At 68.3% G+C, this 19,676-nt stretch carries 18 protein-coding genes; 8 read left to right on the top strand and 10 right to left on the bottom strand.

The window, feature by feature from the left end; all coding sequences use genetic code 11:
* Positions 1-100 precede the first annotated feature (100 nt).
* Positions 101-1,009 carry a ribonuclease Z gene (locus tag Rhe02_RS11405; RefSeq protein ID WP_203908110.1) on the top strand — a complete coding sequence of 303 codons (909 nt, stop codon included), beginning with the start codon at positions 101-103 and terminating at the stop codon, positions 1,007-1,009.
* A gap of 6 nt (positions 1,010-1,015) precedes the next feature.
* On the opposite strand, the gene Rhe02_RS11400 is transcribed toward Rhe02_RS11405, so the two are convergent.
* Positions 1,016-2,314, bottom strand: a complete 1,299-nt coding sequence (locus Rhe02_RS11400; protein ID WP_203908109.1) for a tetratricopeptide repeat protein — start codon at positions 2,312-2,314, stop codon at positions 1,016-1,018.
* A 126-nt stretch (positions 2,315-2,440) separates the two neighbouring features.
* On the opposite strand from Rhe02_RS11400, the gene Rhe02_RS11395 reads away from it, so the two are divergent.
* On the top strand, positions 2,441-3,463 hold the full coding sequence (locus Rhe02_RS11395) for a serine/threonine-protein kinase (protein ID WP_239123676.1): 1,023 nt from the start codon (positions 2,441-2,443) through the stop codon (positions 3,461-3,463).
* Positions 3,464-3,514: 51 nt separating this feature from the next.
* On the opposite strand, the gene Rhe02_RS11390 is transcribed toward Rhe02_RS11395, so the two are convergent.
* The gene (locus tag Rhe02_RS11390) at positions 3,515-3,949 is read right to left on the bottom strand and encodes an SRPBCC family protein (RefSeq protein ID WP_203908107.1); all 435 of its coding nucleotides are present in this window, start codon (positions 3,947-3,949) and stop codon (positions 3,515-3,517) included.
* A gap of 85 nt (positions 3,950-4,034) precedes the next feature.
* Here Rhe02_RS11390 and Rhe02_RS11385 point away from each other — a divergent pair, with 85 nt between their 5' ends.
* On the top strand, positions 4,035-5,060 hold the full coding sequence (locus Rhe02_RS11385) for a LysR family transcriptional regulator (RefSeq protein ID WP_203908106.1): 1,026 nt from the start codon (positions 4,035-4,037) through the stop codon (positions 5,058-5,060).
* On the opposite strand, the gene Rhe02_RS50880 is transcribed toward Rhe02_RS11385, so the two are convergent.
* Positions 4,995-6,053, bottom strand: coding sequence for a proprotein convertase P-domain-containing protein (locus Rhe02_RS50880; RefSeq protein WP_373320619.1), 1,059 nt, complete (start codon positions 6,051-6,053; stop codon positions 4,995-4,997). The genes Rhe02_RS11385 and Rhe02_RS50880 overlap by 66 nt on opposite strands.
* Positions 6,054-6,163: 110 nt before the next feature.
* Positions 6,164-7,597 (bottom strand): GGDEF domain-containing protein, encoded by a 1,434-nt coding sequence (locus Rhe02_RS11375; RefSeq protein ID WP_203908105.1) that lies wholly within the window; start codon positions 7,595-7,597, stop codon positions 6,164-6,166.
* A gap of 51 nt (positions 7,598-7,648) precedes the next feature.
* Between Rhe02_RS11375 and Rhe02_RS11370 the strand changes: the two genes are divergently transcribed.
* Together Rhe02_RS11370 and Rhe02_RS11365 are read left to right on the top strand one after the other, a co-directional pair.
* On the top strand, positions 7,649-8,122 hold the full coding sequence (locus Rhe02_RS11370) for an MOSC domain-containing protein (protein ID WP_203908104.1): 474 nt from the start codon (positions 7,649-7,651) through the stop codon (positions 8,120-8,122).
* A 113-nt stretch (positions 8,123-8,235) separates the two neighbouring features.
* The gene (locus Rhe02_RS11365) at positions 8,236-8,532 is read left to right on the top strand and encodes a hypothetical protein (protein WP_203908103.1); all 297 of its coding nucleotides are present in this window, start codon (positions 8,236-8,238) and stop codon (positions 8,530-8,532) included.
* A 24-nt stretch (positions 8,533-8,556) separates the two neighbouring features.
* Here Rhe02_RS11365 and Rhe02_RS11360 read toward each other — a convergent pair whose 3' ends face one another.
* A complete protein-coding gene (locus Rhe02_RS11360) occupies positions 8,557-10,860 on the bottom strand; it encodes an ABC transporter permease (protein WP_239123675.1) in 2,304 nt (767 codons plus the stop codon).
* Entirely contained in the window at positions 10,854-11,501 is a 648-nt protein-coding gene (locus tag Rhe02_RS11355; protein ID WP_239123687.1) for an ABC transporter ATP-binding protein, read from the bottom strand. Before Rhe02_RS11355 ends, Rhe02_RS11360 begins: the two co-directional genes overlap by 7 nt.
* A gap of 115 nt (positions 11,502-11,616) precedes the next feature.
* Here Rhe02_RS11355 and Rhe02_RS11350 point away from each other — a divergent pair, with 115 nt between their 5' ends.
* From Rhe02_RS11350 to Rhe02_RS11340, 3 genes are all read left to right on the top strand, one after another.
* Positions 11,617-12,816 carry a sensor histidine kinase gene (locus Rhe02_RS11350; protein ID WP_203908101.1) on the top strand — a complete coding sequence of 400 codons (1,200 nt, stop codon included), beginning with the start codon at positions 11,617-11,619 and terminating at the stop codon, positions 12,814-12,816.
* Between the two features lie 165 nt (positions 12,817-12,981).
* Positions 12,982-13,629 (top strand): response regulator, encoded by a 648-nt coding sequence (locus Rhe02_RS11345; RefSeq protein WP_203908100.1) that lies wholly within the window; start codon positions 12,982-12,984, stop codon positions 13,627-13,629.
* Positions 13,630-13,966: 337 nt separating this feature from the next.
* Positions 13,967-14,152 (top strand): hypothetical protein, encoded by a 186-nt coding sequence (locus tag Rhe02_RS11340; RefSeq protein ID WP_203908099.1) that lies wholly within the window; start codon positions 13,967-13,969, stop codon positions 14,150-14,152.
* Here Rhe02_RS11340 and Rhe02_RS11335 read toward each other — a convergent pair.
* The 4 genes from Rhe02_RS11335 to Rhe02_RS11320 all read right to left on the bottom strand — a co-directional run bounded on the left by Rhe02_RS11335 (position 14,119) and on the right by Rhe02_RS11320 (position 19,669).
* Entirely contained in the window at positions 14,119-17,151 is a 3,033-nt protein-coding gene (locus Rhe02_RS11335) for a leucine-rich repeat domain-containing protein (RefSeq protein ID WP_203908098.1), read from the bottom strand. The two genes, Rhe02_RS11340 and Rhe02_RS11335, sit on opposite strands and share 34 nt — an antisense overlap.
* Positions 17,152-17,254: 103 nt before the next feature.
* Positions 17,255-17,638 (bottom strand): RidA family protein, encoded by a 384-nt coding sequence (locus tag Rhe02_RS11330; RefSeq protein ID WP_203908097.1) that lies wholly within the window; start codon positions 17,636-17,638, stop codon positions 17,255-17,257.
* Between the two features lie 8 nt (positions 17,639-17,646).
* On the bottom strand, positions 17,647-18,897 hold the full coding sequence (locus Rhe02_RS11325) for an amidohydrolase/deacetylase family metallohydrolase (RefSeq protein WP_203908096.1): 1,251 nt from the start codon (positions 18,895-18,897) through the stop codon (positions 17,647-17,649).
* Between the two features lie 19 nt (positions 18,898-18,916).
* Positions 18,917-19,669, bottom strand: a complete 753-nt coding sequence (locus Rhe02_RS11320) for a hypothetical protein (RefSeq protein WP_203908095.1) — start codon at positions 19,667-19,669, stop codon at positions 18,917-18,919.
* Positions 19,670-19,676 lie beyond the last annotated feature (7 nt).

Here is a 19,676-nt window from a genome sequence, read left to right as displayed (position 1 = left end):
GTTACCGGAAGAATACCGAAACAGTTCCAGAGGTTCAACTGCTGCCCGAAGGCGATCAAATTCGGTCTTGTCGGGAGTGGATGTTGCGTAGGATGCGACGATGACCAGGGAACTGATTGTGCTGGGGACGGCCAGTCAGGTGCCGACCCGGCAACGCAACCACAACGGTTACCTGTTGCGCTTCGACGATCAGGGCATCCTCTTCGACCCGGGCGAGGGCACCCAACGCCAGCTGCTGCTCGCCTCGGTGGCCGCCTCGGACATCACCCGGATCTGTATCACCCACTTCCACGGCGACCACTGCCTCGGCCTTCCCGGCGTGGTTCAGCGGCTGTCCCTGGACGGCGCGCCGCACGAGATTCCGGTTCACTATCCGCAATCGGGCGCTGAGTACTATGCGCGGCTTCGGAATGCGAGCATCTTCTACGACCGGGCCCACCTCACCGAGCAGCCCATCGACGCCGACGGTCCCATCGCGACCGGCCGGTTTGGACAGATCACGGCCCGCAAACTGCGCCATCCGGTGGACACCTACGGGTACAGGCTGGCCGAACCGGACGGCCGCACCATGCTGCCCGACCAGCTCGCCAGGGCCGGCGTCACCGGGCCCGACATCGGGCGGCTGCAACGCGAAGGAATCCTGCGCCGCCAGACCGGCGAGGTCACCCTCGACCAGGTGAGCAAGCCCCGCCGTGGCCAGATCGTCGCGTTCATCATGGACACCGGCGTGTGCGAGGCCGCCGTGGACCTCGCCGCCGACGCCGATCTGCTTGTCATCGAGTCGACGTTTCTGTCCACAGAGGAGGAAGTGGCCGCCGAGTCGGGTCACCTTACGGCCGCTCAGGCCGGGCAGATCGCCGCGCAGGCCGGGGTGCGCCGCCTGGTGCTGACCCACTTCTCGCAGCGGTACACCGAGCTTGGCCCCTTCGCGCAGGAGGCGGCCAAACACTTCAGCGGCGACATCCGCCTGGCCGAAGACCTAGCCCGGATCCCCCTTCCGCCCCGCTGACCCGCCTTATTCCAGATCGTCCTCGAAGCCTTGCTGGCGTCGGGACAGCCGCAGGCTGCGGCGGGTCGCCAGGGTGTCGGCGTGCATGGGGCCCAGGGTTTGCTGCTGCACGGCGAAAACGTGTTCAAGGATCATTTCCGCGTCGGCGTGGCGCCTGGCCAGGGACAGCAGGCCGGCCAGGTTGTAGTGGGCGGCCAGGGTGTGCGGGTGGCCTTCGCCGAGGACCCGGCCCATCTCCGAGGCGACCAGCTCCAGGAGGCTCAACGATTCTTCGACCCGGCCCTGGTGGAAACCGGCGATGGCGATGTTTTGCTGTGTGCCAAGCAGCTCCGGGTGCGGGTCGGGCAGGACCTGTTTCTGCGCGTTGAGTATCTCGTGATATTCGTGTTCCGCGCGCGCATAGTCGCCCGAGCTCGCCAGCAGGTTGGCGATGTTGTTTCGGGCGCCGAGGATGTCGGCGGAATCCACGGCGAACCCGAGCACGGTTCGCAGCTCCCGCTCCGCTTCGCTGGAGTGGCCCATGCTCGCGAGCACCACCGCCAGGTTGTTGCGGGTCAGCAACGTGTCGCGGTGGGCCGGACCGAGCAGGCGCATCCGTGCCGTGAGCACCTGCCGGAACACGGCTTCGGCCTGTGCGGGATGGCCCTGGCTGTGCAGGACGCGGGCCAGGCTGTGCATGGTGAGCAACACGTCGGCGTGCTCGTTACCCAGCTGGGCGCGTTGTGCCTGCAGCGTTGCCACCAGGTCTCGTTGCGCCTCATCGAATCGTCCCCGCCGCCAGGCGATGACCGCGAGATCGTGCCGCGCATGGCAGGTGTCGGGGTGGTCCACCCCGAGATGGCTTTGCCGCACCTCGATGACGTTTCGCAGCTCCGCCTCCGCCGCGGACGTCTCGCCCTGCTCGGCGAGGATCATCGACAGGGTATGGCCGGTATCCGCAGATTGAAGATCGTATGCGGCGGACTCGCGGCCCGCTTCGGTTTGGCTTGCCTCGCGGGGCTTGGGTGCGGTCGACGCCGCGGCCACATGCCACAGTGTGCCAAAGTGGTCAAGATCTCCGCCGAGCGCTTCCACGACGCCCTCGACAAACCCCCACCTCGGCAAAGAGTTACAGGACAGCACTCTGCCCACGGTCACGTGCGAGGTGGGCCTGGGCGCGGCCGGGCCACTGGTGCTGGTCGAGATCAACCGCGCGATGTGGCGAAGCGAAGGATTTCCAGCTTGAAGGTGCAGGTCTCGCAACTCGCGGCGCAATTTCTGCAGCGGTTCTTCTGCTGATCTTGCGATGTCAGCGAAGGTGTTCACTTCATGCTCCGCGTGGATTGAGTTCCGCCGGGATGACAGACTGCCATGGATTCTATGCATCGTCCACGATGCGGGCACGCACCACCAGCCGCAGACGGGAGTCCGCCAATTGGGCATGATGAGCACGTGACCCCAGACCAGCGACTCGGATCGATCGCCGGTCGCTATACGTTGCGCCGCCAGCTCGGCCACGGCGGTATGGGCCGGGTATGGCTGGCCCACGATGAGGTAGTAGATCGCGAGGTGGCGGTCAAGGAGGTCTCGCCACCGAGCGAAATGAGCCCCGAGGAAACCGATCTGCTCAGATTCCTGATCTACAAGGAGGCTCGGGCCGCGGGGCGGATCAACCATCCCCACGTCGTGAAGATCTACGACGTGATCCAGACCGAGCGGTGGCCTTGGCTGGTGATGGAGTACGTGCCGTCGATCAATCTGCATCGGCTGGTGCACGAGAGCGGCCCGCTGAGCCCGGTGGTGGTGGCCAACATCGGCCTGTCGGTGCTGGAAGCCCTGATCGCCGCGCACGACGCGGGCGTGTTGCACCGCGATGTCAAGCCGGGCAACGTTTTGCTCGCCAACGACGGCCGGGTGGTGCTGGGCGACTTCGGTCTGGCGTCCCTGGAGGTCGATGGTCAGGTGACCCGTACCGGCCAGCTGGGCACGCCGCAATATGTGTCGCCGGAACGGATCCGGCACGGGATCTCCAGCCGGGAGGCCGACTACTGGTCGCTGGGCGCCACCCTGTACACCGCGGTCGAGGGACGCGCCCCTTACGACCGGCCGACGGTGCTGGCCACCCTTGCCGCTCTTTCCGCTGAGGGGCCCGACCCGATGCGGCTCGCGGGCCCGCTGGCGCCGGTCATCGCGGGCTTGCTGCAGCGCAATCCCGCGCATCGCACAGACCCCGAACTCCTGGCCGAGCAGCTCAACGCCGTCGTCGCGGGTATCGCCCCGGCGGGGATCCTCACCCCAGCCCGCGCCGGTCGCCGGAGTTTGGCCCGCGTGTTGGGTGGCATCACCGGCAGGCTGCGCGGCCGCCGCGCGAGACCGGCGATCGCCCCCAGGGCCAATGATCGAGAGCCGCTAGCTCCTTTCTCGGCGGAGACCGGCGAGGCTCAGCCGATGAAACCGTGGTGGTGGGTGGGCTAGCCCGCGTGGTGTTGTCCACACAGGACGGTCCGGTCGCCGGGCCGGGCCGTCCTAGCCCTGCGCGGCCTGGCTGATCCTGCGCAGCAGACGGGCAACGACACTAGCGTGGATGCCCGAACCGATGACCAATTGCCGGTAGACACCGCCGCTGAATCCGGGGAATTCTGCTTGGGTACGGGCAAGCAGCATCGTGCCGTCGGGTTGCTCGGTCAGCGTGAGGATGAGGGCGTAACGCGAGAACCGATGCCGGCCGGTGAGCACCAGCCGGTGCCCGGGAACGACCTGTGCCACCTTGAACCCGGGCAGCGTCGCGCCCTGCTCCGGCGGCGTTCCCCACACCGCCTGCGGTTGAGCCCCCAGCAGCCTCGCGAAGGAGCCGGAGCTGGCGAAGCGGGGAATCTGCGCGGTGAGATGCCGCCACACCACCGGGGCCGGGGCCGGCACGAGCAGCCGATGCTCGTCGACGAAGGGCAGGTCGTTTTCCATGTCCAAAGAGTACGAAGGGTTCGCCCGCGCCGCGTTTCCCGGGCTGGCTCTGGCGACCTTCGGGCGTTGGCCCTAGCGTCACTTCATGGATATCGAGCTGCGTCACCTTCGTGTGGTCTGCGTCATCGCCGAGGCGGGTAGCCTCACCAAGGCGTCCGCTGTGCTCGGCCTGGCCCAGCCGGCGCTCACCGCTCAGCTGCAACGCATCGAGCGGGCTTTCGGCGGGCCGCTTTTCGAACGCGACCGCCGTGGCACGCGGCCCACGCCGCTGGGCGAGCTGGTGCTGGCCCGCGCCCGGCTGCTCATCCCGGCGGTCAAGGGGCTGCGGGAGGAAGCCGCTCGCCTTGCCAGCCTTGGCGAAGGCATGACCCGGTACCGCATAGGAGCCACCAACGGCCCGATCACCGGCGGTCTGGTGCAGCGGCTCAGCGACGCGCACCCGGATGCCCATGTCTCGACCTTCACCAGCTGGTCGGCGGAGGAGCTGGCCGACATGGTGTTCGACGGGCGGCTCGACTACGCGCTCGTCGGGGTCTGTGGCGACTCACCGCCGCCGCTGGAGGGCGGCCTGGTCTGGCATGCCGTCTGCGTCGACGCGGTGGGGGTGCTGATGTCCGATCAGCACCCGGTCGCGGCCTCCGACGAGGTCGAGCTGGCCCTGCTCGCGACCGAACAGTGGGCCAACGCGCCCGGTGACGGCTGCTTCAGCGACTGCTTCGCCGCCGCCTGCGCCCGCGCGGGTTTCACGCCGCGTCACGTGTTCGAAACCGATGTGGGCGGCTGCATCGACCTTTTGCAGAGCGGCGCGGCCGTGGTGCTGGCCCAGGGCACCTTCCGGCACCTGCCCGGCATCGTCATGATGCCCATCGCGGGCACGCCGCTGCGCTGGCGGCATCTGCTGGGTTGGCATCCCGACAGCGCCGCGGCGCAGGCGGCGGGCGAGGTGGTCGAGCACTCGATCGGGGCCTACCAGGAGACGGTGGCCCGGCGGCCCCGATACGAGAGCTGGTTGCGCGGTCATCCTCGGCTGGGTGCGCAGCCGGGGCTACACAGCAAGGGTCCAGGTGTCGAGGTAGCCGGTGTCGCCGGAAAAGACGTCCTGTACTCGTAGCTGCCAACCGCCGCCCGCGGTCTCGGTGGACAGGTTCACCGAGTAGGTGGCATTGACGTTGGCCGCGCTGTCGGAGGAGCTGGAAGCCTTGAGCGTGTAGGCGGATCCGTCCGGGGCCACCAGCGTCACGACAAGGTCGCCGCGGTAGGTGTGGACAATGTGGACTTCCACCGTCGAGCTTGCCGACGCCGGGCGCGAACATCCCGAGACGGTGATTGTGCTGGACACCACGGCGCCGGTGTCCGGGACGGTGACGTTGGTGCCGTTGGTGCCACCGCACCCGCTGGGCGGTGGTGTCGTGCCGCCGCCGCCACCACCGCCGAGGACGGTCTGCACCGTGATGGTGACGTTGCTGCACGAGGCGGCCCGCGACGTCAGCGAGCTCTTCTCCGCCGAGTCCACGGTCAGCCCCCAGCGGGTCTTGACCGCCGCCCACTCACCCAGGTAGCGGCAGTGCACGCTGGACACCGACGGCATCCACTCGGCCGGATCCTGGTCGCCCTTGGACTGGTTGACGTTGTCGGTCACCGCGGCCAGAGACCGGCTGTCACCCAGGTCGTTGGCGTAGGACTGGCGCTGTGCGGTGGTCCAGTTGCGTGCGCCCGAGTCCCACGCCTCGGCCAGTGGCACGAAGTGATCTATGTCGACATCAGCGGGAGCCGTCCAGGTGGCACCGTCGTAATAGGAGAACCAGCGCCCGCCCGACAGCGAGCAACCCGAGCCGATGGTCGGCGTGGTGGTCGATTCGGCGATCAGCACCTCGTAGCGGGTGTTACAGCCGTCCCCGTCGGCGTCTATCCAATGGGGAAACAGATCCCGGTTGTAGCCTGTGCGCACCTCCGAGGCCACCGGCAGATCGGCAATCATGGTGCGCAACGGCTTGGACACGGTGGCCGCCATCGCAGGTCTAGCCAGCACCAGACTGGTACCTGCCACGGCTAGCACGAGGGCGACGCCTAGGCAGGACCAGGCGGCACGATGGAGTCTTGGCATCGGGGGCTCCTTGAACGGCTGAAACTATAGGTGGGGGTCCGGTTGTTTCTAGCCGTTGCGAAGCGCGGGGCGATACTCCCAGCGCGGTCATACCACCCGTGCGGTGCCGGTCACGAAGGTCGTGGCCCGGGGTCGCCGGGACGGTGATTCTTGTTGGCGTACATGCGTTTGTCGGCCAGGTTGAGCAGCTCGGCGGCAGAGGCGGCGCCGTGGCTGCTGGCCACGCCGACGCTCACCGTGACCTCGATGTCGTGACCGGCGACCGTCATCGGTTCCGCCAGCACCTCCTCGAGCCGTGCCTGCAGCGCCGGCGCCGCCTCGGGTGGCAGCACCGCGCACACCACGAACTCGTCGCCTCCGATGCGACCGACAAAGTCGCCACCGCTTAGGCGAGACATGATGCGTTCGGTGATCCGCACCAGCACCTCGTCACCGGCGGCGTGGCCGTGGCGGTCGTTGAAGTCCTTGAACCGGTCGATGTCACAGAACGCGAGAACGCAGGGGCCGCTGGACACGGTGGCGGAGAGGCGTTGCGCGAAGGCGCGGCGGTTGAGCGCTCCGGTGAGCGGATCGTGGTCGGCCAGATGCCGCAGCTGAACCATGGCCCGGCGTCGCTGTTGGGCCAGCAGGCCGATGCGCAGCATCACCAGGGCCGCGATGAGGCAGCCGCAGATGGCGACCAGAACGGTGCTCGCGGGATGCCGGCTCACCGCGGGGACGGCGGCGGCGACGGGCATCGCGGCCAGCGCGAGCCCGAGCAACACCAGCCGTGGCAGGCTCAGGTGGTCGTCCGGTTCGAGGCCGGGGGTGATGATCTCTCCCACCGACGAGCCGGCACAGAACAGCCCGATGGCGGTGTAGGCGCCGATGAAGCACCAGTAGGCCCCGAAAAGCGCCTGCGGGCCGGAAATGGCCAGCACGCAGTTGCCGGCCAGGGCGAATCCCACTGCTACCAACAGAATTCCCAGGGCTCGCTGGTAGGCCCCGGCGGTGGTCCACAGCCGCATGAGCGCGCCGACGACCCCGAACAGCAGGACTATGTTGACGGCGACGAACATTCGCGAGGCCGGCGAGGTGGGGTTGTCGCGCTGGGCGGGCAGAATCACCGTCAAGCACAGCAGGCCCCCGACGCCCACGGAGAAGATCACGACCTCCAGCAAGCCCCCAAGATCGTGACTTCCGCGGCGGAACACGACGATCATCGCCGCCGCGAGCAACAGCGCGTTGCCCGCAGCGGCCGTGAGCGCCAGCGGCGGGCTCACCGGTTCCGGCTGAACCCCGAGGACGCGGATCAGCCAGGCCGCATTGCCGAGCAACAGCGCGGCCGCCAGCAACACGAACGGCAGGCCCTGCGGCAACGGAACCCTGCGCACAGCCGCGATGGCCCACAGGAACGCCGCCCACGCCGCGGCCATGAAGATGACCCCGCGCCAGGCGGGCGACACCACCAGATAGATCAGGGCGGCGGCCGCGGAGAGCACTGCGTAGGCCGTGACGATCGTGGCCGGGACGGCGTACGAGTTGCTGGGTTCACGCTGAGCCATCGCCCTCAAGCCTATAGATCCTCGGCCGAGCCGGTCCGTATGCTGGTAGGCGTGGCACAAATCGTGCAGCTTCTCGCGTCGCCGGTGCACCGGTTCGGCGGGCGGCCCGCTGACGGCCCTGCGCCCGCGCCTCCCCAGGAGCTTGTTGACGAGATCCACATCCGGGAGGGCATGGGCATCGTCGGCGACCGCTACTTCGGCAAGCAGGCCCACAGCGAGTCGGGCGTGACCATCATCGCCCAGGAGTCACTGCCCGCGGGCGCCGACCTGACCCAGGTGCGGCGCAACATCCTGGTCGCCGGGTTGGCCGTGGACGACCTCGTGGGCTCGGTGCTGGTGCTCGACTCGGGCGAGGGCCCGGTGCGGCTGCAGGTGGCGCGGCCCGCGCACCCGTGCGCTTGGATGGACGTGACCATCGCCCCGGGGGCGTGGCGCGCCTTGCGCGGCAAGGGCGGTGTCCGCTGCATTCCGCTCACCGACGGCGTCCTGCGGGTAGGCCCGGTCGAGGCGTGGGTCGCCGGCTAGCTGGTCCCGATTGGACAACTCGAAGTCCCTACCCGCGGCTGCGCCGCTGAAGACCGCCCCTCCCTAGATCATCAGCCGGTTTGCTCGTGTGCTCGCGATGCGAGAATCGTTTCGTGGGGATTGATGTCTGTGAACTGCTGGCCGTCATCGATGAGGCGCGGGTGCTGCTTGCCCAGCCGGACAACGACTTCACCTGGGCCTCGTTCAGGGACACCGAGGCGGCGCTGAGCGAGCTCGACGAGCTGGCCGCCAAGGTTCGCCGCGACGGCGAAGTGCCGTTCATGCTGACGGTCCTCTTCGCCCCCACCGGGCCCATCCAGGAGGTGTCGCTCTCCAGCGGCTGGGGCAGCGAGTTCCTCGCCCTCGCCAGCCGCTTCGACACCGCCCTCGGCGTCGCCAAACCCGTGTAACGGTGAAGCCGGGCGGGTCGGCCGTCACCGACTTTGCCGGCCGCCGCGATGCCGGGCGCGGCTGGCGCTCGCTGAGGGCAGCAGGCTGGCTGGTAGGGCGCTGACGAGGCAGGCGCTTACCACGGCGGCCAGGGCGGGCCAGGAGACGATCAGCGTGACGGGGTGACCGATCTGCTGCGACAACCCGGCTCGGATGGCGAGTAGGCCGGGCAGTGCGGTGGCGATGCCGAGCAGCGCGCCGAGCGCGACCACGAAGGTGGTCTCCAGGCAGACGAGCTGGATCAGCTGGCGGGCGGTCGCGCCTAGGCGGCTCAAGGCTGTCAGCTCGCGGCGGCGGGCCACTGCCGCCATGAGCAACGTGTTGGCGACCGCGATGATGGTGAAGCCGCCGGCCATGCCGACCAGGACGAGCGTGAACATCCAGACCAGACGATCCTCCTGCGCGTCGGCGAGGGCGGCGTATTCGGCGGCGCTGACCATCTTTGCGCCCGGTGTCGGCGAAATGACCTCCTCGGCGTGCAGATAGACCACCGAGGTGAGCGCGTCTGGGTCGAACGATCGTGCGCTGTCACGGGAAACCAGGATGTCGGCGGGCGCGGCGTCGGCGATCTCGCCGACGGTCAGCCGCACCATATGTCCACTCGCGACAGTCAACGGCACCACGGAGCCGACGGTCCAGCCGCGCTGCTGGGCCAGCGACCCGCGAACGACCATGCGGTCGGGCGCGCGCTGAGCGGAAAGGCCGAGCGCCGTCAGGGGAATGTCGCCGTGCCAGACGGTGGTGGGCAGGACAGAGGTCGCCCCGGCGGAAACGGCAGCATTGGTCAAGCCCGGGGTGCCGTCGGGAATCAGCGCCGCGGTGCCTGGGATCTGGGCCTCGCGGCGGGTGGCATAGGCCTCGGCGCCGGTCTGCACCATGCCGGTCACGAGAACAGTGAAGGCGACGGCGAGCATGACCGGGGCGGCGGTGGCCGAGGTGCGGCGCGCGGCGGTGAAGGCGCTTTGCCGCACGAGCAGGCCCAGCGGCCCGGAAGCGAAGGGGGACAGCAGGATTCGGGCGAGCGGAGGAACCAGGGCGGGGGAGAGCAGGGCGATCCCGGCGATGAGAGCCATCACTGTGCCACCGGCGAGGGTGGGAATGGACAGCGCATCCGCGGTCGCGGTGGCCAGGCCCAGCAGCGCGCTAAAGGCGATCGCCAGGAGGCCGAAGACCCAGCGGCTTCGGGTCATGGGACGGCGTTGCGCATCGGCGGCGCGCAAGGCGGCCAGCGGCGCGACCGAGGCCGCGCGGCGCGAGGCGAGGACGACGCCGGTGAGCGCGACCATTAATCCGGCGAGGAAGGCGCAAGCCATGGGCCAGAAGGTGAAGCGGACCGTGAACGACGGTGGCTCGAAGCCCGCGTGGACCAGAAGCGAGCCGAGCAGGGGAGCTGCGAGCGCCCCGAGGGCCACCCCGAGCGCCCCGGCGAGCAGGCCGATCAGCGTGGCCTCGCCGAACATCATGCGCCGCAGCCGGCCCGGGGTGGCGCCGATGACGCGCAGCAGGCCCAGTTCCCGCGTGCGCTGCAGCACGCTGAACGAAAACGTCGACGCGACAAGGAAAATGGCGACGAACCCGGTCAGCGCCGCCATCGCGGTGAGCACCTGCAAGCCGATCCAGCGGGTACGGGCGTCGGCCGGCGACTCCAGCGCAGCGCGGTCAGCACCGGTCAGCACCTTGCCCTCGCCGTTGACGGCGCGCTCGACCCGGGCCAGGTCGACCTTGCCGTGGGTGAGCAGGCCGATGGCCCGTACCCCGGCGAAAGGCTTGAAAAAATAGATGCCGTGAGCGGTTCCGGTGACGGTGTAGTCGTGCGGGCCGGCGGCGGTCAGGATGGTGACGCGCTCACCGGGCACCCGGCCGGGCATGACGACCTCATCGTCACGGGTTGGCGCGACCCCGGCGGTCAGCGGGTGACCGGCAAGGGCGGCGGCGGGCCACGAGTTGCCTTCGGTCGCCGCTGTGGGCTTGCCGTCGACGAGCGGCTGCGCGTAGACCGGCGTGTCCGGGATGGCCGCGACCACACCAGAAATGGCCGAAAGCTCGGCCACCAGACGCTCCACTTGCGACGGTGACCACGGCCGCCGGGGCAGAAAACTGTCGGCCGGGGCTAGCGGATCGGGGCTCTGCACGACGATCGCGGCGGCCGAAAACCGTTGCGGCATCTGCGGTTTGGCGGAGGTGAGCAAAAGCCCGGTCATGGTCAGCATGATCACCCCCAGCAGGAGCGCCACGAAGCTGCCGAAAAGGCTGGCCCAGCGGGCCTTGAGGGAAGCCAGGCTCAGCACGCGATCACCCCGTCGGCCATCTGCACCTTGCGGTCGGCGTAGCCCGCGGCCACCGGATCATGCGTGATTATGATGAGGGTCTGCCCTTCGTCATCGACGAGCTTGCGCAGCAACGTCAGCACCTCTCGGGAGGTCTGGCTGTCCAGAGCGCCGGTCGGCTCGTCGGCGAACAGCACCGCCGGGCGGGTGAGCAATGCCCGGGCGATCGCGACGCGTTGCTGCTCACCCCCGGAAAGCTCGGAGGGATAGTGCTCGCCGCGCGCCTGCAGCCCGACGGCGGCAAGCGCGGCAGCCAGCTCGCTACGCGAGGGCTTGCGCCCGGCCAGGCGTGCGGGCAGCGCCACATTCTGGGCCGCGGTCAGCGAGGGCACCAGGTTGAAAGCCTGGAAGACGAAACCCACCCGGTCGCGGCGCAGCAGGGTCAGCGCGGTCTCGCCCAGGCCGGTCAGGCTGGCCCCGGCCAGGATGATCTCGCCGCTGTCGGCGCGGTCCAGGCCGGCCGCGCAGTGCAGCAACGTCGACTTACCCGAACCGGAAGGCCCCATCACGGCGGTGAAGCTGCCCGCTTCGAAGCGGGCACTGACCCCGTTGAGGGCCACCACGCCCCGGCCATAGGTCTTGCGAACATCGCGAAGCTGCAAAGTCATGGCGCACAGTCAACGCCGGGCACCGGTGCTTGGCATTGGCGCAGCCGCGAGAGCTTGGGGTATACCCAGCACTACTGCCGGCGGGCCGCGGCCGCGCTACCGTCAACCCATGATCGCCCGCAGCTCGCTCGATGCCCTGACCCGGGCGCCGCTGCATTTCCTGCGCTCATCGTGGCCGTGGCGGTCGCTGGCCTACCTCTGCCTGAGCGCGCTGCCCGCGGCGGTGGTGGTGGGCGGCGTCGTGTTCGCCGAATCGGCGGGCATCGAGGCTTCGGGCCGGGGGCGTGAGCTGGGCGTGGCAGGCGCCGCGGCGCTTCTGCTCGTCACCCCGCTGATCGCCGGCTTCGAGCGCTGGCGAATCCGTTTCGTCGATGGCGATCCCGTGCCGGCAACGGCCAAAACCGGTCTGGCCGCCCGCCTGCGCGGCTCGGACATCTGGCGCGAGCTGGCCCATGCCCTGGTGGCGGCGCTGGCCCTGTGGTGGATAGACCTCGCTCTAGTGGCGATTTCCTTGGGGGTACCGGGAACGCTGCTCTCGGCTCCGTTGCAGCCCGGCGGCACCGGTCCCATCCCGGCCACCCTGCTGGCGCTGGCCGGCCTGCTGCTCATCCCGCTCGCCGCCTACCCGATCACGGCCTGGGCCGGGGCACGGGCCGCCATGACCCGGGCCATCGTCAGCCCGCGCGACGAGCTGGTCGAGGTGCGCCGCTCCCGGGCCCGCCTGGTCGGGGCGTTCGAGGTGGAGCGGCGGCGCATCGAGCGGGACCTGCATGACGGCGCGCAGCAGCGCCTGGTCGCGCTCACCATGAAGCTCGGCCTGGCCAAGCTGGCCGTCGAGCCCGGCTCGGCCGCGTTCCGGGAGATCGAGGAGGCCCACGAGCAGGCCAAGCTGGCGCTGGCCGAGCTGCGCGAGCTGATCCGGGGCGTGCACCCGCAGGTGCTCAGCGGGCGCGGCCTCGCGGCCGCCATCCGCGACGTCGCCGGAAGATCGCTGGTGCCGATCGCCGTGACCGCTCACGTGCCGCGCCTGAGCGAGCCGATCGAGGTCAACGCCTACTACGTGGTGGCCGAGGCGCTGGCCAACCTCGCCAAGCACAGCAAGGCGAGCCAAGGCTCGGTGAGTGCGGCCGTGTCCGGCGGCACCCTGCGCCTGGAAATCCGAGACGACGGCGTCGGCGGCGCGCTCGACCGCCCCGGCGGTGGCCTGGCTGGCCTGGCCGACCGAGTGTCCACTGTGGACGGAAAACTGTTCCTGTCCAGCCCCCCAGGCGGCCCAACCGTGCTCCGCGTGGAAATCCCATGCGAATAATGCTCACCCCCAGCCGATCCGGTGCCCGACCGCGGCGAAGGGTGGCGGTGCGGCTGATGCTTGCCTCCGGCCTCGGCGGCCGACCGCGGCGAAGGGTGGCGGTGCCGTGCGGATAGTGCTTGCCTCCGGCCTCGGCGGCCGACCGCTGCGAAGGGTGGCGGTGCCGTGCGGATAGTGCTTGCCGAGGATTCGGTGCTGCTGCGTGAGGGGTTGGCGGGGTTGCTGGCGCGCTTCGGGCATGAGGTGGTGGCCGCGGTCGGAGATGGCGCATCGCTTGTCGAGGCCGTCGCCGCCCACGAGCCGGATGTGGTCATCACCGATGTGCGGATGCCGCCCAGCTTCACCGACGAGGGCTTGCGCGCCGCGCTCGTCCTGCGCGCGGTGCGGCCCACGCTGCCGGTGCTCGTGCTCAGCCAGTACGTGGAGCAGACCTATGCCGCCGAGTTGCTCGGCTCCGGCCGCGATGCCGGGACAGGCTATCTGCTCAAGGACCGCATCGGCGATGTCACCGAGTTCGCCGAAGCGGTAGCCAAGATCGCGCAGGGCGGCACCGTCGTCGATCCCGAAGTGGTGCGCCAGCTGCTCGACCAGCGGCGAAGCGGCCTGGCCCGGCTCACCGCCCGTGAGCTCGAGGTGCTGGGCCTCATCGCCGAAGGCCGCTCCAACGCCGCGATAGCCCGTGCGCTCGTGGTGACGGAAGCGGCCGTCGCCAAACACATCGCCAGCATCCTGGCCAAGCTCGATCTGCCGCCCGATTCCGACGACCACCGCCGGGTCCTCGCCGTCCTCACCTATCTGCGCGGCAGGCCGTAGAAGCTTGTCCATGAATCCGGAAACCGTTCGCGGCCGGGGGTAGACTGCGTAAAGTTCGGTTTGAACTGTCCTGAAGCCACCGCATTCTTTGCTCTCAAAGGAGCCGCCATGTCGGACAAGTCTCCGCAGAAGGACAGCAACAAAAAGGTTGGCAAGTCGCTGAAAGAAAAGCGGGCCGTGAAGAAAGCCAAGAAGGAAAACAAGACCGACTTCCTGGACAAGTAACCGAGGCGCTCGCCGGCGCGGCGGCTCCTGTGCTGACGTGACGGCGGGCCAGTGGTCTGCCGAAGGCGGGCCGCCCCATTGCGCTTGACCTTAGGCGCTAGTCTTCGTTTCCATGACTGATCAAGGGACTCCCCGGCTTACCTGCCCCCTGTGCCAAGGCACCGACTTTCAGCAGGAGACCGGACGCCTCGACAGCACCTGGGGATTCACCTCGCACAAGATGACGCTGCTGATCTGCGTCAACTGCCGCTACATTCTGCACTTCTACGACCGCAACTCCATCTTTGACTTCGACTGATGGGGTTTCTGCGGCGTGAGATACCTGGCTACATGCTCCGGGCACACGTAAAGGGTGAGGTCCTCCGGAGTGGTGATCTTGGATAGGCCACCCCACTGTCTTTTCGGATCGAGAGCAGCGAGCAGCTGTTCAAGAACGCGGTACTGGGCGTCGGTCTCCGCCCGGGCCGACGGTGTGGACCAGCTGTCCTCGAGCAGGTCGCCGAGGTCTTGAAGGGCCGGGCGGTTGGTCTCGACCAGTGGCAGCGCCGGCGCCGGGATCCCCGTCGCTGCACCAGCGATCAATGTCGGCAAGCTTAGTGTCTTGGCGGCTCTGTTGTAGTTGCGGTTGAGGGCGTGGCGCCACTTGCTCAGATCGGCGATGCGGTAGCTTCCCGCGCCTTCGGGAAGCGGATGCCAGGCGCCGGGCTCTTCGCAGTAGAGCTGGAGCTGATACGTGGTCTGGCCCGGTTTGGCAAGACCGGCCACAGTGTCCTTCACCAGCGTCAAGGTGAACACGCACGGGCAGCGGGCGTGTTCGGCGTTGACCATCTTGATGAATTCCCGTTGCAGCAGCTCGGTTTGGCCTTGCATCTGGTGGGCGAGCTGGTCGAATCTGGCTTGCATCTGGGCTGGATCGTCGGTGCTGGCCGGGGTAAAGCCATAGAGCAACGCTGCGATACTGACCTGTTCGAGCGAGCTGTCACACTCGACATTCAAAATGCCACGTTCCGCGCGCAGCAACAGCTTGTCGTAGGCGTATTGGGTGGTGCAGTCTTCCGCGCAGTGACACGGCACGGCCGCGGTCAGCCGCAACCCCGGATAGCGGCTGAAGGTGACCTTCAGGCCATCGTCAAGGATCGAGAAGAACGCGGCGGGCAACGGCCCGCGCACGGTCAGGTCGATGGTATTCCTAGCGGTGTCAACGCTGATCAGTCCGAGATGCTTACCGTCGTGATGCTGGCGCAGCGCACCGGTCCGCCACGGACGGAAATGCTCGGTGCTGAAGCGGTGCGACCGAGCGATGAACCAGGTCGGGATGCCGGGTGGGATCGCGCCGTCGATGGTGTAACGCAGCCGGATTTGCCTGCTGTTGGGCGGCGCGAGCCGAGCCCAGGCCTCGTGATATGCCGGTGGATCCCACGGCAGCCGTTCCACCACGATCGCCGCGATCTCGGCATCGTCCACCCGATAGGACACGTCGAAGGTGTCCATCATGGACAGTAGATGGCGACGCAGATCCAAACCCAGATCCCGCCAATGGGCGGTGACGTCCTCGTGGTGCAGCAGCCCTGACCTTTCCTCGACCGGTTTGCTGTCAAGGATTTCACTCATCCGCACCCCTAGCCATTGCGGCTTCAGGATGACAAGCTCACTCAGCTCGCGGTCGTGGGTGTAGTGCAATATTTCGCCCAGCTGATGGAGCACGCCGGTGAACACCAATTGGTCTGACTCGGCGGTCATCCCCGCTTCCCCAAGCACCTTCTGGAATTCGGCCAGGCTTATATGGGTACCAGGCAAATCGCGGCATGCCTGAAGAGCAGCCAGCCACGCGGCCGGCCACGGGGCACCCATGAGCGGCAACCCTGCCGCATACTCGCCGATCAGGTCCCGCAGCTCGTCAATGCCGGCCCGGGTTTCGTTGTCGACGCTGACCCAGGCCCGCACGGCGGGATACGCCGCCGCCAGCTCCGCCTGGGGAAGGTCGGGCGCGCGTTCGGCGGTCTGGGTCGCCACAACGATAATCGGCGCTCCCGGCTCTCTCGCGCTGATGAGATCGAGCCAGTAACGCAGGCGGCTGTATTCATAGCCCGCGCCCGAGCTCCACACCAGCACGAAGAGCGACTGCCCGGTGAGGAAAAACTGGTGCGTCGCATAGTAAATCTCCTGCCCGCCAAAGTCCCACACGGCCAGCCGCATCCTCACCTCCTCGCCGACCACGTCCGGCAACGGGTGAGCAAGCTCCAGCTGGCTGACATTCAGCCCATGCGTAGTCGGCTCCTGAGCATCGTGGGGCTTGCCGGAAAGTGCCTTCACCAACGAGGTCTTACCCGCCCGGCCCTGCCCCACCACCAAAACCTTCGACCGCCACTGCCTCTCCGCCCGCTGCCGCCGCGCTCCCAGGAACGCCAGCACCGCCTTAGTTCCCTGTGCCAACACCGATGGCGGCGGACTGACGAGATCATCGTTTCCGCTGATTGCCAACCGATCGAGATGGGGGAGGTCGCCGATCCAATCTGGCAGCACGGTCAGGTGGTTGTCGTTGAGGTACAAGACGTTGAGTCGGGTGAGGGTGCCGAGCTGGTCGGGCAGGGCTGTCAGCTGGTTGCCGGTGAGGTACAGGAAGGCGAGTTCGGTGAGGGCACCGATTTCGTCGGGCAGAACGGTCAGGCGGTTGTTGCCTGCATTGAGGAAACCGAGCCCGACCAGGTTGCAGACTGCATCGGGTAATGCGGTCAGCTGGTTGTGGCTGAGTTCGAGGATGGTCAGGTTGGTGAGGTTGCGGAGCGTGTCGGGTAATGCGGTCAGCTGGTTGTCGCTGAGTCCGAGGGTGGCCAGGTTGGTGAGGTTGCCCAACCAGTCGGGTATGGCGCTCAGCTGGTTGTTGCCGAGTTCGAGGATGGTCAGGTTGGTGAGGTTGCCGAGCGTTTCGGGTAGTGCGGTGAGCTGGTTGGCGTCGAGTCCGAGGGTGGTCAGGTTGGTGAGGTTGCCGAGCGTTTCGGGTACTGCGGTCAGCTGGTTGCTGCCCAGTTCGAGGGTGGTCAGGTTGGTGAGGTTGCCCATCCAGTCGGGTAGCGCGGTCAGCTGGTTGCCGCCCAGTTCGAGGGTGGTCAGGCTGGTGAGGTTGCCGAGCCAGTCGGGTAGGACGCTCAGCCGGTTGTTGCGGAGGTTTAGTCGGGTCAGCGTGGTTACCGCCGCGAGCTCTGCAGGTATTTCGCGCAGCTCAAGACCAGACAGGCTGAGAGATGTCGCTCGCGTGCGTTGTGCCTTCTCGATGCGGAGGAGTGCTTCGCTTGACATGGGTCCCCACTATTGATCACCTAGTCGACCGGGCCGATGGGTATCGTGCCAGGATCGTCGGTGGGTGGGAATAGGGGGACCGTCCACATGTCACCCGTAGCGGTTACTGTCCTATGTAGAGGATTGCGTCGACTTCGATGTCGATTCCCTTGAGGGGGACCGGAATCGTGGTGCGCACCGGCAGGTTCTGCTCCCCGAAGAATTCGATGTAGATCTGGTTCATCGCGGCGAAGTCGTCCCAGTCGCGCAGGTACACGCCCACCCGCACCGCTTGGGACAGGCTCGCGCCGGCGGCTTGTGCCACGGTGGCCAGGTTGGCGAAGGCGGCGCGGGCCTGGTCGGCGAAGGGGGCGCCGCCCAGCCGGGTGCCGTCGGGAAGCACCGGGACGCTGCCGGCGAGGTAGACGTGGTCACCGGCGATGACGGCGTGCGAGTAGGGGCCGCCGGGAGGCGCGGCGTGCTCGGCGAAGACGGTCTTCTTGGGCATGGTGGGCGTCAACCTCCGTGTCGTGGGAACTGTTCTTCCAGGCCGTCCGGGTCGACCAGCGGCTCGGTCAGCAAGCGGCGCACGGCCTGCTGCTGGTGCGAGAAAGCCGAGCGCTGCGCCGAGGTTAACGGAACCCAGGGCGGCGGCGGCTCAGGCGCGACGGCCGGCAGCGGTTGCCCGGCCACATAGGTGGCCTCGTTGTGCAGGCGAAGTGGCGAGGTGCGCCGGTTGCCGTGCACGTCGACCAGCTCGAACCTGCCCTCCACCACCGTGAACACGGCCAGGTCGGCGCGCGAGCCGACGGCCAGGGTGCCCACATCGAGGTCGAGCAGGCGCGCCGGGCCGGCTGTGGCCGCTTGTACGACCTGTTCCAGCGGCATCCCGACCGCCAGCATCTTGGCCATCGTGGTGGGCATGTCGAAGACGGGCCCGTGCACGCAGCGGCTGTGCAGGTCGGTGGAGATCGAGTGCGGTGGCATCCCGGCGGCCAGTTGGGCTTCCAGCACGTCGAAGGCGAAACTGCCCGCGCCGTGGCCGATGTCGAAGGCGACGCCGCGCTGATAGGCCTCCCGCATCTGGGGCGTCAACAGGTTCGGCCCGGCGGCTATCCCGCTGGCGCAATGCGTGATGATGTCCCCCGGACGCAGCAGGGGGACCACATCCTCCGCGTTGGGTGGCCTGTCTCCAATGTGGACCATCACCGGCAGCTGGCACGCTGTGGCCACCTCGATTGCCCGGTGCAGCGGCTCCAATGCGTTGCCGCCGACCGTGCCGCGGGCCATCCGCACCTTGATGCCGACGATGTGCTCCCGATTGGCCTGGGCGGTGGCGATGGCGGCGGGCACGTCGAGGTGTTTGAGGTCTCGCGCCTCGCCCTCCTGGCCGGTGAGCCCGATCGCGGAGACATGAAGAAGGACAGGGACTTTCACTTGGTACCCAGAAAGGCGTTCCCGGAAAGCGGGAAAGTTGTAGGCGCCGCTGGAGCCGGCGTCGACCCATGTCGTCACCCCGCTGCGCCACGCGATCGGAGCCGGATCGATGCCCCAATAGCCGCCCCCGGCGAACACGTGGGTGTGCAGGTCGACCAGGCCAGGCGTGATCACCTTGCCGGTCAGGTCGAGGTGGCGCACGGCGTCGCCGGTCAGCCGCGGCGCGACCGCGGCCACCCGGCCCGACTGCACGGCGACGTCGAAACGGCCCACGTGACCACCGCCGACATCGATGACCTCGGCGCCGGTGAGCAGTAGATCCCAGCCCATGGTCTGCACGCTACCTTCGTCAGTCGCCCACAGCCGCCTCGGCCTCGCTGACCCGGCGGCGGGCGGCTGCGAGCGCTCGCTGCGCGGTGACGTGAGAAGCCTTGCGCTCGTTGAGTTCCTCCGCGGCCGCCTGCCTCGCCTGGCGCAGCCGGGTCAGCTGCTCGTCGATGTCCTCCAATGCGGAGGCGGCCTGCGACTCGGCCTGCGCCGCCGCCTCCATTTCGGCCTGTGCCGCCTGCTCGGCCTGGTGCGCCGCACGCAGATCCTTGCGGGCGGTGGCGCTGTCGGCAACCTCGGGCGTGGGCAGCTCGCCGAACCCGGCATAGGAGGCGGTCTTGAGCAGGCGGCCGGTGCGCAGCTGCCGGGCCACCTCCTCGTCGGCCAGCGCCGCGTTCAGCGTCGCCTCGATGTCGGCCAGCGGAGGTTTCAGCTTCGGCTGCTCCTTGGCCGCCAGCTCGACCGCGGCGTCGACCAGCGAGGTGACCACGGTGCGCCGCTGCCGGGCCAGCTCGCGAAGCTGGGCGCCCTTCAGCTCACGCTGGGCCGTGCGAAGCTCGCCGGCAAGCTTGGCCAAGCCGTCGACCAGCTCCGGTTTTCTGATCGCCATCAGGTTGATCACCCATGCGGCGACGGTGGGTTTGCGAAGCTTGGCGATCGCGGCCGCCTGCGCGGGATCGCTTGCGGCTTTGGCCGCCTGCTCCCTGGCGGCCACAAAGCCCTCGGGGGCGGTGGCGTAGAGCCGGTCGGCTACTTCGTCGGGTACCTGAGCCATCAGGCCA

This window comes from Rhizocola hellebori, from assembly GCF_016862955.1.
Taxonomy (GTDB): Bacteria; Actinomycetota; Actinomycetes; order Mycobacteriales; family Micromonosporaceae; genus Rhizocola; species Rhizocola hellebori.
The sequence above is the reverse complement of the archived record's forward strand: the minus strand, read 5'-3'. Positions and strand labels throughout refer to the sequence as shown.

Coding starts and splice junctions, on each gene's coding strand:
- Rhe02_RS11375 (WP_203908105.1), bottom strand. CDS start 7,597: ATGGCTCAGCGTGAACCCAGCAACTCGTACGCCGTCCCGGCCACGATC.
- Rhe02_RS11330 (WP_203908097.1), bottom strand. CDS start 17,638: ATGCCCAAGAAGACCGTCTTCGCCGAGCACGCCGCGCCTCCCGGCGGC.
- Rhe02_RS11325 (WP_203908096.1), bottom strand. CDS start 18,897: ATGGGCTGGGATCTACTGCTCACCGGCGCCGAGGTCATCGATGTCGGC.
- Rhe02_RS11405 (WP_203908110.1), top strand. CDS start 101: ATGACCAGGGAACTGATTGTGCTGGGGACGGCCAGTCAGGTGCCGACC.
- Rhe02_RS11335 (WP_203908098.1), bottom strand. CDS start 17,151: ATGTCAAGCGAAGCACTCCTCCGCATCGAGAAGGCACAACGCACGCGA.
- Rhe02_RS11390 (WP_203908107.1), bottom strand. CDS start 3,949: ATGGAAAACGACCTGCCCTTCGTCGACGAGCATCGGCTGCTCGTGCCG.
- Rhe02_RS11385 (WP_203908106.1), top strand. CDS start 4,035: ATGGATATCGAGCTGCGTCACCTTCGTGTGGTCTGCGTCATCGCCGAG.
- Rhe02_RS11340 (WP_203908099.1), top strand. CDS start 13,967: ATGACTGATCAAGGGACTCCCCGGCTTACCTGCCCCCTGTGCCAAGGC.
- Rhe02_RS11350 (WP_203908101.1), top strand. CDS start 11,617: ATGATCGCCCGCAGCTCGCTCGATGCCCTGACCCGGGCGCCGCTGCAT.
- Rhe02_RS11320 (WP_203908095.1), bottom strand. CDS start 19,669: ATGGCTCAGGTACCCGACGAAGTAGCCGACCGGCTCTACGCCACCGCC.
- Rhe02_RS50880 (WP_373320619.1), bottom strand. CDS start 6,053: ATGCCAAGACTCCATCGTGCCGCCTGGTCCTGCCTAGGCGTCGCCCTC.